Below are 13852 nucleotides of genomic sequence, written 5' to 3'. Positions count from 1 at the left end.
GGCGGCCGGATCGCTCTCCCCCGGAAGGCGGAAGGCCATGACAGGCCGTAACGTCGTAGACACGTCGCGGATGATGTTGAAACTTGAACGGAATAGGTCTACGGTGCTTCTTGTTCCCCTCGTTGAAGATTCAACAGATAACAGATTGCAGCGCGGCTTCCGACCGAATCCGCGACCCGTCCCCCTAAGGAGCACGTCATGGGCATCTTCGGCCGCAAGAACACCGACGACACCGCCTCGGCCGCCCCGGCGTCCGCCGCCGTGAGCGCCGACCTCGCCGCACTGACCGGCGACTACACGATCGACCCGTCGCACTCGTCGATCGGCTTCGTCGCGCGCCACGCGATGGTCACGAACGTGAAGGGTTCGTTCCTCGACTTCCAGGGTTCGCTGCACCTGGACGGCAGCGACCCGTCCAAGTCCACGGCGAGCCTCGACATCAAGATGGACAGCATCGACACCGGGTCCGCCGACCGCGACGGCCACCTGAAGAGCTCCGACTTCTTCAAGACGGAAGAGTTCCCGACGATGACCTTCCGCTCCACCAAGGCGGAGGCCCTGGGCGGCGACGACTACCGGATCACGGGCGACCTGGAGATCCTCGGCACGACCAAGGAGATCTCCATCGACCTGGAGTTCAACGGTGCCGCGAAGGACCCGTTCGGCAACGAGCGCGTGGGCTTCGAGGGCAAGTCCGAGCTCCTGCGCTCCGAGTGGGGCCTCACCTGGAACGCCGCGCTGGAGACCGGCGGCGTCCTCGTCTCCGACAAGATCAAGCTGAACTTCGACATCTCGGCCATCCGGAACGCCGCCTGAGCGCGTTCCGTCCGCCGCACCGTGCCGCACCGCCCGGCCCACCGAACCCGCCGCGGCACGTCCGGAGCGCCCGCTCTTCTCGCACGAGAAGCACGGGCGCTCCGGCATGTCCGGGGGCTTCCCTGTGAGCCGGCCCGGAATCGGTGAGGGTCCGCCATGAGGTCAACAGAATTGTCGGCACCGCGCGGCTCGAACCCCGACCCGGGCGACTTCATCGCGTGGATCGCCCGGATGACGGGGCACGGGAAGCACGCCGGAAGCAGCACGCCCACGGCCGGGTCCGCCCGTGCGCGAACGGCCGCGGCACCGACCCCCACCGCCGCGCAGGGTCCGGCGTCGCGGCGGGGCTCGGTGCCGCGGCGGGGCTCGGTGCCGCGGCCCGATAACCCGGTGCGTGGTGCTCCGCCCGGCCGTTAGCCTCCGGGCATGACCTGGTTGCCCGCCGATTTCGTCCACCCGCTGCGCGTCGACGTGCCCGGCGGGCATCACCTGCGCCCGATCACCGGCGCGGACGCCGCCATCGACTATCCGGCCGTCATGGGGTCGCGTGAACGGCTCTGGTCCATCTTCGGCCAGGCCTGGGGATGGCCCGCCGAGACCATGACGTACGAGGCGAACCTCCAGGACCTCCGGCGGCACGAGGCGGAGATCGCCGCCCACCAGTCCTTCAACTACGTGCTGTTCGACGACGCGGGCACGTCCGAGTACGGATGTGTCTACATCGATCCGCCCGAGAAGACCGGCGCCGACGCCGAGATCTCCTGGTGGGTCGTGGACGCCCGCGTCGGCAGTGCGCTGGAGCGCGATCTGGACGCGCTCGTGCCGCGCTGGATCGCCGAGGACTGGCCCTTCGAGCGGCCCCGGTTCATCGGACGTGATCTCTCCTGGGGCGAGTGGCTCCGACTGCCCGACGCCTGAGCGTCGGTGGCTCAGCCGGCGTCATAAGCGACCCGGGCCTCCTCGACCTTGTCCAGGTTGACCTCGGCCCACTCCGCCAGCGTCGCGAACAGGGGGGCCAGACTGCGTCCCAGCTCGCTGATCTCGTACTCCACCCGCGGCGGGACCTCGGGGTGGTACGTGCGCACGACCAGCCCGTCGCGCTCCAGCTGACGCAGCCGCTGGGTCAGCACCTTGGGCGTGATCCGGGTGATGCGGCGCTCCAGTTCCACGAAGCGCTGCCGTCCGTACTCGTGCAGCGCCCACAGGATGGGCGTGGTCCAGCGACTGAAGACGATGTCGACGACCGGAGCGATCGGGCAGGCCGCCTCGGGGTCGACATCGACGGCGACCGGCCGGGATGTGGCGTCAGTCACAATGAACCCCTCTCCCCATTACTTTCCTCTAGGTACCTACTATGCCAAGGACGGTAGCTTTCTTTTTGTCCGAAAGAAACGGCAGGAACCGGTTGAACCTGACCGGAAGCCATGCCGCTGCGGCAAAGGGGAGCAATCGTGATGATGGTGACGGGAGCCACGGGCAACGTCGGCAGGCTGCTCGTGCGGGCGCTGGACGCGGCGGGCGAGAGGGTGACGGCGGTGTCGCGCGGCACCTCGGCGACGGGCGTCGCGGACCTGCCGCCGGGGGTGCGGCACGTCCGGGCGGACCTGGCGGACCCGTTGAGCCTGCGGCCCGCGCTGGACGGGGCCGAGGCACTGTTCTTGCTGGTCACCGGTGAATTCCTGGCTTCGGGCGGAAACCTGTCCGGCGTCCTCGGCACCGCTCGGGACGGAGGCGTACGGCGCGTCGTCCTCCTCTCCTCGCAAGGGGTCGGCACGCGGCGTCACCCACCCATGCTGGAGGACGCGGTCAAGCGCTCGGGGCTGGAGTGGACCCTGCTCCGGCCGGCGGGCTTCCACTCCAACACGCTGGCGTGGGCCGGCACGGTCCGCGCGGCGCGGACGGCCGGGGCGCCCTTCGGCGACGTCGCGCTGCCGGTCGTCGACCCGCTCGACATCGCCGAGGTCGCCGCTCTCGCCCTGCGGGAACCCGGCCACGCGGGCATGACCTACGAGCTGACCGGCCCGGCGCCGGTCTCGCCGCGGCAGCAGGTCGCGGCGATCGCGGACGCCGTCGGCGAGCCGGTGCGGTTCGTCGAGCAGACCCGCGAGGAGGCCAGGGCGCAGATGCTGCGGTTCATGCCCGAGCCGCTGGCGGACACCACTTTGGACATCCTGGGCACGCCGGTCGCCGAGGAACAGCGGGTGAGCCCGGACGTGGAACGGCTCCTCGGCCGGCCCGGGCACGCCTTCACGCACTGGGCGGGACGCAACGCCGCGGCGTTCAAGTGATCTCCGGCCCCGTCCGGCAGTCGGCCGGGGTCGGGGGTGCGACTCAGAAGCCGCCGCCGAAGTCCCCTCCCCCGCCGAAGTCGCCGCCCCCGCCGTCCCCGAAACCACCGCCGAAGTCGCCGGGGTCGAAGTCGGCGCCGGAGACGTCGCCGCCGTCGTAGCCGCCGGCGAAGTCGCCGTACCCGGCGCCGTAGTCGGAGGCGTACGAGGGGCTGGCCATCGCACTGCCGAGCAGGGTGCCGACGAGCAGGCCGGGCAGGATGCCGCCGCCGAAGTAGCCGCCCGCCCAGGGGCCGTACGCCGGACCCGCGTCCCAGTAGGGACGGCGTCCGTAGTCGGTCTCGACCTCACGGACCGCCGGGGACACCCCGTCGGCCAGCCGGGCCCGGTCCGCCGCGCAGACCGGCACCTGCCGGGGCGCGCCGCCCGCCGGCGTCCATGTCGCGTCGGCGACGGACGGGCCGTGCCGCGGGTCGAAGAAGCACGGGGCGCGACGCTCGGGGAGAGGGCGGCCCTCACGGCGTGCGGCCAGCACGGCGAGCGAGAACCGGCCGTCCTCCAGGGCCTGCGTCACCGCGCTGACGTCCTCGGGCCGGGCGGCCGCCGCCATGGACGACTTCGCCTGCTCGTAGGCGTCCAGCGCGCGTTCGTAGTCCGCGCGCATCGCGTCGTCCGCCCCCGCCTCCGCGGGATGGAAGTCGAGCCGGTCGAGTTCCTCACCGAAGGCCGTGATGTCCTCGTCCACGACCACGCGGAGCCTGTCGAGCGCCGCCCGCCGCTCCTGTTCCTTGCGGCGCCGGTTGCGGCGGGCGAGCGTGTAGGCGCCCGCGCCGCCCGCCACGACCACCGCGGCGACCGTGACCAGGGCGGCCGTGGAGACGCCGCTGCCCGCCGAACCACTGTCCCAGCTCGCGGGGGCGGAGCCCCTGATGTTGGCGAGCGCGCGGTCCGTGAAGTCGTTCAGCTGGGTCTTCGCGTCCTCGCCCTGGACGCTGGTGACGAGGTTCTGCACGGCGGTACGGGACATCACCGAGGCATCGGCCCGCGCGTCGAAGCGGTCGCCGAGCCGGACCCCGTACAGGCCGGTGATGCCGGTGGCGGTGCGCAGGTTCTGGAAGAGGCTCTGGGACGGGAACCCGGCCGGGAGGACCGCCACGAATACGGGCTTGTCCGCGTCCTTGATCTTCTTGGCCAGGGCGGCGGCGTCGGCCTCGGGCAGCTGCGCGGAGGCCGCCGGATCGACGTACACGGGGCTTTCGCGCAGGGCGGCGGCCACCGTGTCCACGTCGGTGGCCGCCTGGGCGCGGGAGATGCCGGTCGCGAGGACCGCCAGGGCGGTGAGAACCAGCGCGACGAGCAGTCCCGGGAGACCCCGCCATCCCGGGAGACCTCGGGTGCGAGCGGGCTTCATGTCTTCGAAGCTACCCGAAATGCACCGAATTGGGCATCGGTGCGGAACCCGGAACGAGGAGCGGGCGCGTTGGACCGAGGGCGGGTACGGGACGGGGGCCCGGTGGATCGAGGGCGGCCCCGGGCGCGGTGGACAGGCGGCAGCCCCGGGCGCGGTGGACAGGCACCGGCCCCCGGACGGGGAGCCGGGCAGGGTGGACAGGCGGCGGCCCTGGGCGACGTCCGGGCCCTGTCGGCCCGGGCCCGGACCAGGGGCGGGCCCGGGCCGACAGGGGGCGGGGGCGCCGGGCACTCCGTCCCCCGCCGCCCCGCCGTTCTCGTGCCCGGGTGTCAGCCGGCCGCCTCGTACGCCTCCTTCAGCTTCGCCACCGCGCCGGCGTAGTGGCCCGTCAGCAGGAGGTGGTCGGCGTCCGCGAAGGGCTTGGCGGTCGCGGACGTGATCGTCGCGCCGATCCGCTGCTGGACGAGGAGGCGGGCCTTGGTCACGGCCGCGCGGCCCGCCGAGGCCGATCCGGCCCGGTCCGCCGCGGCGGCGACGAGGCCGAGGGCCCGCAGGGTCGCCGTGCCGCCGGCCGGGACCTTCGTGAGCGTGGTGAGGCCCCAGCCGTAGGGGAACTGCGGGTCGTAGTCCGTGTCACCGACGTTGATCGGCAGCTGGGACTCGGACTTCGGCCAGGTGACGGGCAGCCGGCCGGTGAAGGCCCGCTTCCCGTACAGCACATCGGCGACCCCGTCGCCCTCGGTGCCCGGCAGCCAGGACGCGACGAGCGAGTCCACGGCGCCGAGGCGGTCGCCGATGAGCTGCGGCCGTCCGGAGACGATCAGCACGGCACACTTCATCGCCGCGCACACCTTGTCCACGGCGGCCTTGTCGGCGGCGGTCAGCTCCAGGTCGTTGCCGTTGCCGACATCGCCGACGCCCTCGGCGTACGGGGTCTCGCCGACGACCACCACACCGACGTCGTATCCGCCGGTGGGCGCCGAGGCGTCCTTGGAATAGGTGACGTCGCCGCCGGCGCGCCGCATCCCGTCGAGGATCGTCGTGCCGTCCGTGATCTTTCCGGACGATCCCTGCCAGGTGATGGTCCAGCCGCCGGTCTGGTTGCCGATGTCGTCGGCGTTCGATCCGGCGACGTAGACCTTCTGGGACTTCTTCAGGGGCAGGACGCCGCCGGAGTTCTTCAGCAGGACCTGGGACTCGGCGGCGGCTTCGCGGGCCACGGCGCGGTGTGCGGGCGAGCCGATGCGCGAGGCGCCGCTGGTGTCCGCGTAGGGCTTCTCGAAGAGGCCGAGCTTGAACTTCTGGGTGAGGATCCGCGAGACGGCGTCGTCGACGCGCGCCTCGCTGATCCGGCCCGCCTTCACCTCCGCGACCAGCGCGGCGCGGAAGTCCTTGTAGGCGTACGGAACCATGATCATGTCGAGGCCGGCGTTGACAGAGGTGCGGACGTCGGACGCGTAGTCGCCGGGTAGCTGGTCGATGGCCGCCCAGTCGCTGATGACGAAGCCGTCGAAGCCCATACGGTCCTTGAGCACGCCGTTGATCATGTCCCCGCGGGCGTGCATCTTCACCGGCCCCTGACCGTCGCCGAGGACGTCGAGCGAGGAGTAGGACGGCATGACGGAGCCGATGCCGCGGTCGACGGCCTCCTGGTACGGCGCCAGGTGCACGGCCTCCAGCTGCTGCCGGGTGACCTTGGTGACACCCTGGTCGATGGTGTACGAGCCGGTGGTGGACGAGCCGTACTGCGTGCCGCCGTCGCCGACGAAGTGCTTGGCGGTGGCCAGCACCTTGTCGTCGTCCTTCAGGTCCCTGCCGTCGCGGGCGCCCTGGAGCCCCTGGACGACGGTCTCCATGGACTCGACGAGGGCCGGGTCCTCACCGAAGGACTCGTAGGAGCGGCCCCACCGCTCGTCGCGGGTCACGCACAGGCAGGGCGCGAAGTCCCACGGGATGCCCGTGGCGCGGACCTCGGAGGCCGTGACCGCGCCGGTCCGTTCCGCCAGTTCGGGGTCGCGGGTCGCGCCGATGCCGATGTTGTGCGGCATGATCGTCGAGCCGACGAGGTTGTTGTGGCCGTGCACCGCGTCCACGCCGTAGACGAGCGGGATCTGGAAGCGGGTCGCCTGGGCCCGGAGCTGGAAGGCGTCGATCATCTTCGCCCATGCCGCGGGGGTGTTGGGTGTGGGGGTCGAGCCGCCGCCGGACAGGAGCGAGCCGAGGCCGTAGGCCGCGATGTCGTCCTGCGTGGTGACCGCGCCGCGCTCGGCCTGGGTCATCTGGCCGGCCTTCTCCTCCAGGGACATCCGGGAGACGAGGTCGGCGACCCGCTTCCGCACCGGCAGCTTCGGGTCGAGATAGGGCAGGCCGTGGGCGTCGACGACCACCTTCGGGCTCTCGGCCGGGGCCTTGGCGCCGGTGACGGTGAGGTGGAGAGGGATCGTCTCGGCGGGTTCGGCGGACCTGTCCTTCAGCGTCCGTACGTGGATCGTCCGGGAGGTGCCCGAGACGGTCCCCGCCGGGAAGGTGATCGTCCCCCTGGCCGGGATGTAGTCCTTGCCCGGATCGGCGGTTCCGCCCGCGCTCTCGTAGGCGACGGTCACCGGTTCGTCGATCGGGGCGGAACCGGTGGTGGCGACCGAGACGCGCACGTCCGCCGTGCCGCCCTCCTTCACCGGACGGACCGCGGCGTCGACGGTCACGGAGGCGCGCAGCGACTGGTCCGCCTTGCCGTACAGCTCGACGCCGTCCATGGCGAACTCGCCCTTGACGCCGACCGGCAGGGTGACCGCGTACCCCCACATCTGCGTGAGGCCGAGCACCTGGTCGATGCCGCCGACGGGCTGGTAGTCCGTGCGATAGGTGAAGTCGGTGAAGGGGATCTCGATCTGCTTCCAGCCGGTGAAGTCGTCCGCGAAGGACGTCGTCCACAGCTCGGAGGCCTCACCGTGGGCGCCGCCGTCCTTGATCTCGAAGCTGATCTTCTTGCCGCTGCCGCGGCCTTCCCACCAGAAGCGGATGCCCTTGTGGGCCGACCAGTCATGGGCGGGCAGGGCGGCGGCGAAGTCGTGGGTGAAGCCGCCGTAGCCGCTGATGTCGTAGGAGCCGGTGAGGACCTTGTCGCCCTCGGGTGCGTCGGTGCGGGCGGTCAGAGCGAGCCGGGGCGGGTCGTCGGAGTCGCTCCCCCAGGTGAAGATGCCGTCGGCGGGCTGGCCGGCGAAGGGCACCTCGCCCTCGAAGCGGTCGACGGGGACGGGGGCCGGTTCGCCGGCACCTGCCGCGGCGCTCGCGGAGGCCAGCGGCAGCAGTCCGGTGAGCAGGGCGGCGGACACGAGCAGGGCGGTTCTTCGCATGGACCTTCCCTCGACTCTCTCCGTGCGATGACTGAACTCGTACACTCCTCTTACGACTTAGATCACGGCGTGAGTTAACTGGCGCCCCCAGTAGCCGTCAAGACTTCACGTCAGAACCGGTACACACGTAACTCACGTCTAGAACAGGGAAGTTGTTCCTTCGGAATCTGAACGCGCACCCCCTTGACGCGCACCCGAAGCCGTCATTTACTCACGGCTCGCACGCCCCGTCTCCCACCCCCACACAGAAGGGCGGCGCGCCATGAGGAGATCCATCCGGGCGGCCCGGCTACTCGTCGCCGGGCTGCTGACGACCGCCGGGCTGACCGCCGTCGGCACCGTGCCCGCGCAGGCCGCGGGCGAACAGGTGACCGCCTGGCTGACCACGACCGACGACGCCGGCGGACGGCACGTGGTGCGCGGGCTCCAGGCCCAGACGCCGTTCGCCTTCCAGTCCGGCAGCGGCGGAAGCGGCGAGAACATCACCGTCGACGAGAACACCCGGTACCAGACCTTCACCGGCGGCGGGGCGTCCTTCACGGACACCGCCGCCTGGCTGATGAACAGCAGCGGAGCGCTGTCGCAGAGCACGCGGGACGCCACGATGCGGAAGCTGTTCTCGCCGACGGACGGCATCGGGCTGTCCTTCCTGCGCAACCCCATGGGCGCGTCCGACCTCGCGCGGTACGGCTACACCTACGACGACGTACCCGCCGGGCAGACGGACTCCTCGCTGTCGAAGTTCTCGATCGCCCACGACCTCGCGGACGTGGTGCCCCTGACCAGGCAGGCGCTCCAGCTCAACCCGTCCCTGACCGTGATGGCCTCGCCGTGGACGGCACCCGCCTGGATGAAGGACAGCGGCCAGCTCAACGGCGGCTGGCTGAAGGCGGAGGACTACGGCGCGTACGCCTCGTACTTCGTGAAGTACCTCCAGGCCTACCGCGACCAGGGCGTGCCCGTCGCGTACGTCACCGCGCAGAACGAGCCGACGTGCTGCTCGGGCTACCCCTCGATGAGCTGGAACGCCTCGGGGCTCGCCTACTTCACCAAGAGCGAGCTGCTGCCCAAGCTCCAGGCGGCGGGGCTGTCCACGAAGGTCCTCGCGCACGACTGGAACTGGGACGTGTACGACGCGTACGCCGCGCAGACCGTGGACGACGCGGCGGTCCGCTCGCACCCGAACTTCGGCGGCATCGCCTGGCACGGGTACGGCGGCGACGTGGGCAGGCAGACGAGCGTGCACGACCAGTACCCGGGCCTCGACGCCTTCGGCACCGAGCACTCCGGTGGCACCTGGATCGCCGACCAGCAGCGCGAGGACATGCTCAACATCGTCGACTACACCCGGAACTGGGCGAAGTCGGTGACCAAGTGGTCGCTGGCCGTGGACCAGAACCGGGGGCCACACAACGGCGGCTGCGGCACCTGCTCCGGGCTGATCACCGTGCACAACGGGGACGGGGCGAGCGGGACGGTCGACTACACGATCGAGTACTACACGATGGGGCACCTGACGAAGTTCGTGCGGCCGGGAGCGCAGCGGATCGCCTCCACGGCGTCGTCGGCCGTGCCCAACGTGGCCTGGCGCAATCCCGACGGGTCGAAGGCGCTGATCGCGTACAACGAGGCGTCGTCCGCGAAGACGGTGACCGTCAACTGGGGCGGCCAGCACGCCACCTACTCGCTGCCCGGCCGGACGTCGGCGACCTTCACCTGGTCGGGCACGCAGTCGGGCGGCGGGAGCCGGTCCGGGGCCTTCGTCGGGCTCGCCGGCAAGTGCCTGGACGTGGCGGGCGGTTCGTCCGCGAACGGCACGGCGGTGCAGCTCTACGACTGCAACGGGTCCTCGGCGCAGAACTGGACCGTGCAGGCGGACGGCTCCGTCCGGGCGCTCGGCAAGTGCCTCGACGTGACGGGTGGCTCCACCGCCGACGGGGCCAAGGTGCAGCTGTACGACTGCAACGGCACGGGGGCACAGCAGTGGTCGTACAACGCGTCCACGGGTGACGTGGTCAACGCAGCGGCGAACAAGTGCCTGGACGTGACGGACAACTCGTCCGCGAACGGGGCGCGGGCGCAGATCTGGTCCTGCACGGGAGCGGCCAACCAGAAGTGGCGGCTCCAGTAGGACCGTGCGGGCGCCGGCGCGACGACGTCCGGTCACCGTGCGCACCGCGCCCGCCGTCCGACAGGCCGGAGGGGCCCTCCCCGGCCCCTCCGGCCTTCGGGTCGCCTACGCCGCCGGCTCCACCCCGGCCCGCAGCAGGCCGTACGTGTACGCGTCCTCCAGGGCCTGCCACGACGCCGCGATGACGTTCTCGGCGACGCCCACCGTGGACCACTCGCCGGTGCCGTCGGACGTGGAGATGAGCACGCGGGTCGTGGAGGACGTGCCGTGCTTGCCCTCCAGGATGCGGACCTTGTAGTCGACGAGCTCCAGCTTGGCGAGCTGGGGGTAGATCTTCTCCAGGGCGACGCGCAGCGCGCGGTCCAGCGCGTTGACCGGACCGTTGCCCTCGGCGGTGGCGACGATGCGCTCGCCCTTGGCGAAGAGCTTGACCGTGGCCTCGTTGGCGTGGGACCCGTCCGGGCGGTCCTCGACGATGGCGCGCCAGGACTCGACCTCGAAGTACTTGAGCGGCTTGCCCTCGGCCTCCGCGCGCAGCAGCAGTTCGAAGCTCGCGTCCGCGGCCTCGTAGGTGTAGCCCTTGAGCTCGCGCTCCTTGACCCGCTCGACGACACGGCCGACCAGCTCGCGGTCCCCGCCGAGGTCGATGCCGAGCTCCTTGCCCTTGAGCTCGATGGAGGCACGGCCCGCCATGTCGGAGACCAGCATCCGCATGGTGTTGCCGACCTGTTCGGGGTCGATGTGCTGGTAGAGGTCCGGGTCGACCTTGATGGCGGAGGCGTGCAGGCCCGCCTTGTGCGCGAAGGCGGACACGCCCACGTAGGGCTGGTGCGTGGAGGGGGTGAGGTTGACGACCTCGGCGATCGCGTGGGAGATGCGGGTCATCTCGCGCAGGGCCCCCTCGGGGAGCACCTTCTTGCCGTACTTGAGCTCCAGGGCGGCCACGACGGGGAACAGGTTGGAGTTGCCGACCCGCTCGCCGTAGCCGTTGGCGGTGCACTGGACGTGGGTGGCGCCCGCGTCGACGGCGGCGAGGGTGTTGGCGACCGCGCAGCCCGTGTCGTCCTGGGCGTGGATGCCGAGCCGGGCGCCGGTGTCCGCGAGGACGGTGGCCACGACGGCCTGGACCTGTGCCGGGAGCATGCCGCCGTTGGTGTCGCACAGGACGACGACGTCGGCGCCGGCCTCGGACGCCGCACGGACGACGGCCTTCGCGTAGGCGGGGTTGGCGCGGTAGCCGTCGAAGAAGTGCTCGCAGTCGACGAAGACGCGGCGGTCCTGCGAGCGCAGGTAGGAGACGGTGTCGCGGACCATCTCCAGGTTCTCGTCGAGGGTGGTGCGCAGGGCGAGCTCGACATGGCGGTCGTGGGATTTGGCGACGAGGGTGATCACCTGGGCGCCCGAGTCCAGGAGTGCCTTGACCTGCGGATCCTCCGAAGCCTTCGCGCCGGCCCGGCGGGTGGCGCCGAACGCCACGAGCTCGGCGTGCTTGAAGTCGATCTCCTGCTGGGCGCGGGCGAAGAACTCGGTGTCGCGCGGGTTGGCGCCGGGCCAGCCGCCCTCGATGAAGCCCACCCCGAAGTCGTCCAGGTGCCGTGCGATGGCCAGCTTGTCCGCCACGGTGAGGTTGATGCCCTCACGCTGCGCGCCGTCGCGCAGGGTCGTGTCGAAGACGTGGAAGGAATCGTCGAGTTCGCTGGTTTCCGTCATGGTCTCTGGCTCCTGATGTTGGATCTCGGTCTACCGGAATGACCGGCTCCACCGTCCCCCCATGGTCCCTCGCGCTCCCCTTCCCGACTTGAGGTGGGCCAGGAAAACGAAAAACCTCTCGCGGGTGCGAGAGGTCTGCGCGCGGGTCGAGGACGACGATGTCCGCCCGTACGTGGTGGTACGAGGCGGTCACTGCGGACCGGCGCGCCTGCTGCCAATAATCATGGCGAACGAGAGCACGGGGGCAGTCTGGCACATACCGCCCCTGCGCTCACCGGGCGTCTCAGGATGCGAACAGCGGGCTACGCGACCGTGGACACCGTGCAGGTCGGCGCGGTCGGCGCACGAACCCGTCACCGACCGCCGGCCCGCCCGCCCGCCCCGCCTCCGATGACGCCCGGGAGCCCTGAGGCCCTGATCAGGGGTGCGCGTGCCCCGGCCGCCCCAGCGACTCGTCCAGGAACTCCTTGACGTGGCCGAGAACGTGCGCCCGGTCCGTGCCGCGCAGGCCGATCGCGACATGGATGGAGAAGCCGTCGAGGAGGGAGCGCAGCCGGGCGGCGAAGCGGTCCGGGTCGACGGCGCGGAACTCGCCGCGCGAGATGCCCTCGGCGAGGAGCGCGACCAGATCGCGGTGCCAGGCGCCCTCGATGGCGACCTGACGCTCCCGGGCGTCCTCGTCGGCGTTCTGCGACCGGTTCCAGACCTCCAGCCAGAGTGTCCAGTGCGGGTCACGGTGGCCGTCGGGGACGTACAGGTCGACGAACGCGTCCAGCCGCTCGCGGGCGGGCGCGTCCCGCGTGAGCAGCCTGGCGCGCTCGGCGCCGAGGCGGCCCTCGCTCCACTCCAGGGTCCGCAGCAGGAGTTCGTCCTTGGAGTGGAAGTAGTAGAGGAGATGGCCGCTGCTCATGCCCACCTCGCGGCCGAGCGCCGCCATGGTCAGCTTCTCCAGACCGCGCTCGGCAATCATGTCCATGGCTACGGCCAGCACATCCTCCCGCGGTGGAGCGTTCTTCCTCCGCGGTGTGCGGCTTTCGGCCACGAACGACTCCTGGGTCTCAGATCCTCGGCTGCTGCTGGGTGATGCAGTGGATGCCACCGCCCCCGGCAAAGATCGTACGTGCGTCCACCAGCGTCACCGTCCGCTCCGGGAACAGCCGGCGGAAGATCCCGGCCGCGATCTCGTCGCGCGGGTCGTCGAAGCCGCACAGCACGACACCGCCGTTGCACAGGTAGTGGTTGATGTACGAGTAGTCCGCCCAGTGGCCGTCGGCCTCCAGGACCGTCGGGGCCGGCACCTCGACGACCTCCAGACGGCGGCCCCGCGCGTCGGTCTGCGCGCCCAGCAGGCCGATGACCTCCTTGCTGACCTCGTGGTCCGGGTGGGCCGGGTCCTGCTGGGAGTGGACGACGACCACGCCCGGGCGCGCGAAGGCGGCGACGATGTCGACGTGGCCCAGCGTGCCGAAGACGTCGGGGGTCCCCCCACGCCTTTCAGACAGCGGGGGAGGATAGTCGCCGGTCAGTCCGCGCGGCAGCCAGATCGCCTTGCGGGTGCCGAGGTGGGCGTGGATCTCCGCCTCGACCTGCTCGCGCGTCCAGTGGGGGTTGCGCTCGGGGCCGAGCTGCACGGTATCGGTCAGGAGCACCGTCCCCTCGCCGTCGACGTGGATCGCGCCGCCCTCGTTGACCAGCTTCGAGGCGTACGTACGGGCCCCGGCCAGGCCGGCGACGTGCGCGCCCATCTTCGCGTCGTGCTCCCAGCGCGCCCACTCCTGGGCGCCCCAGCCGTTGAACGTCCAGTCCACGGCCGCGAGCGCGCCCTTGCCGTCGGTGAGGAAGGTGGGGCCGATGTCCCGCATCCACGCGTCGTCGAGTTCACGCTCGACGGTGTCGACGTCCGGGCCGAGCAGGGCGCGCGCCTCGGCGGACTGCCCGGGGCCGCACACGACGGTGACGGGTTCGAAGCGGCGGACCGTACGGGCCACGGCCGCCCAGGCCTCCCGGGCCCGGGCGAGGCCGTCGGGGTCGTCGAAGGTGGGGTTGGCGCCCGGCCACGCCATCCAGGTCCGCTCGTGCGGGGTCCATTCGGCGGGCATACGGAAGCCGTCGGAGGCGGGGGTGTTCATGGCGAAGGTCCTCA

The 13852-nt window shown here is 71.3% G+C and carries 10 protein-coding genes; 4 read left to right on the top strand and 6 right to left on the bottom strand.

Translation table 11 applies throughout. The annotated features are described in order from the left end of the window. Window positions 1-198: 198 nt before the first annotated feature. Window positions 199-816 carry a YceI family protein gene (locus tag H305_RS0122575; RefSeq protein ID WP_028802388.1) on the top strand — a complete coding sequence of 206 codons (618 nt, stop codon included), beginning with the start codon at window positions 199-201 and terminating at the stop codon, window positions 814-816. 426 nt (window positions 817-1242) lie between these two features. Continuing rightward, a complete protein-coding gene (locus H305_RS0122570) occupies window positions 1243-1734 on the top strand; it encodes a hypothetical protein (protein WP_028802387.1) in 492 nt (163 codons plus the stop codon). Between the two features lie 11 nt (window positions 1735-1745). Here the strand turns inward: H305_RS0122570 and H305_RS0122565 are convergent, their stop codons facing one another. Beyond that, window positions 1746-2129 (bottom strand): winged helix-turn-helix transcriptional regulator, encoded by a 384-nt coding sequence (locus tag H305_RS0122565; protein WP_028802386.1) that lies wholly within the window; start codon window positions 2127-2129, stop codon window positions 1746-1748. A 138-nt stretch (window positions 2130-2267) separates the two neighbouring features. Here H305_RS0122565 and H305_RS0122560 point away from each other — a divergent pair, with 138 nt between their 5' ends. Continuing rightward, complete coding sequence (locus tag H305_RS0122560; RefSeq protein ID WP_028802385.1) at window positions 2268-3104, top strand: NAD(P)H-binding protein; 837 nt, start codon at window positions 2268-2270, stop codon at window positions 3102-3104. A 43-nt stretch (window positions 3105-3147) separates the two neighbouring features. On the opposite strand, the gene H305_RS0122555 is transcribed toward H305_RS0122560, so the two are convergent. Next, window positions 3148-4515 carry a hypothetical protein gene (locus tag H305_RS0122555; RefSeq protein WP_028802384.1) on the bottom strand — a complete coding sequence of 456 codons (1368 nt, stop codon included), beginning with the start codon at window positions 4513-4515 and terminating at the stop codon, window positions 3148-3150. 329 nt (window positions 4516-4844) lie between these two features. After that, window positions 4845-7868, bottom strand: coding sequence for a glycoside hydrolase family 3 protein (locus H305_RS0122550; protein WP_028802383.1), 3024 nt, complete (start codon window positions 7866-7868; stop codon window positions 4845-4847). A 262-nt stretch (window positions 7869-8130) separates the two neighbouring features. Here H305_RS0122550 and H305_RS0122545 point away from each other — a divergent pair, with 262 nt between their 5' ends. Next, complete coding sequence (locus H305_RS0122545) at window positions 8131-9999, top strand: ricin-type beta-trefoil lectin domain protein (protein ID WP_028802382.1); 1869 nt, start codon at window positions 8131-8133, stop codon at window positions 9997-9999. Between the two features lie 105 nt (window positions 10000-10104). Here H305_RS0122545 and cimA read toward each other — a convergent pair whose 3' ends face one another. The 3 genes from cimA to H305_RS0122530 all read right to left on the bottom strand — a co-directional run bounded on the left by cimA (window position 10105) and on the right by H305_RS0122530 (window position 13838). Then, a complete protein-coding gene (gene cimA / locus H305_RS0122540) occupies window positions 10105-11709 on the bottom strand; it encodes a citramalate synthase (protein WP_028802381.1) in 1605 nt (534 codons plus the stop codon). A 418-nt stretch (window positions 11710-12127) separates the two neighbouring features. Continuing rightward, a complete protein-coding gene (locus tag H305_RS0122535; RefSeq protein ID WP_051370846.1) occupies window positions 12128-12685 on the bottom strand; it encodes a TetR/AcrR family transcriptional regulator in 558 nt (185 codons plus the stop codon). Between the two features lie 82 nt (window positions 12686-12767). Further along, window positions 12768-13838: an agmatine deiminase family protein gene (locus tag H305_RS0122530; RefSeq protein WP_028802379.1), complete on the bottom strand. Its 1071-nt coding sequence runs from the start codon at window positions 13836-13838 to the stop codon at window positions 12768-12770. Between the last annotated feature and the right edge of the window lie 14 nt (window positions 13839-13852).

It is taken from the genome of Streptomyces sp. 142MFCol3.1 (genome assembly GCF_000424945.1).
GTDB classification, from domain to species: domain Bacteria; phylum Actinomycetota; class Actinomycetes; order Streptomycetales; family Streptomycetaceae; genus Streptomyces; species Streptomyces siamensis.
Note: the sequence above shows the minus strand (reverse complement) of the source record. Positions and strands in the feature narration are given on the sequence as shown.

Bases quoted from the DNA above. Each gene is read 5' to 3' on its own strand.
- H305_RS0122530 (WP_028802379.1), bottom strand. From the start codon at position 13,838: ATGAACACCCCCGCCTCCGACGGCTTCCGTATGCCCGCCGAATGGACC.
- H305_RS0122550 (WP_028802383.1), bottom strand. From the start codon at position 7,868: ATGCGAAGAACCGCCCTGCTCGTGTCCGCCGCCCTGCTCACCGGACTG.
- H305_RS0122535 (WP_051370846.1), bottom strand. From the start codon at position 12,685: ATGGACATGATTGCCGAGCGCGGTCTGGAGAAGCTGACCATGGCGGCG.
- H305_RS0122575 (WP_028802388.1), top strand. From the start codon at position 199: ATGGGCATCTTCGGCCGCAAGAACACCGACGACACCGCCTCGGCCGCC.
- H305_RS0122570 (WP_028802387.1), top strand. From the start codon at position 1,243: ATGACCTGGTTGCCCGCCGATTTCGTCCACCCGCTGCGCGTCGACGTG.
- cimA (WP_028802381.1), bottom strand. From the start codon at position 11,709: ATGACGGAAACCAGCGAACTCGACGATTCCTTCCACGTCTTCGACACG.
- H305_RS0122545 (WP_028802382.1), top strand. From the start codon at position 8,131: ATGAGGAGATCCATCCGGGCGGCCCGGCTACTCGTCGCCGGGCTGCTG.
- H305_RS0122555 (WP_028802384.1), bottom strand. From the start codon at position 4,515: ATGAAGCCCGCTCGCACCCGAGGTCTCCCGGGATGGCGGGGTCTCCCG.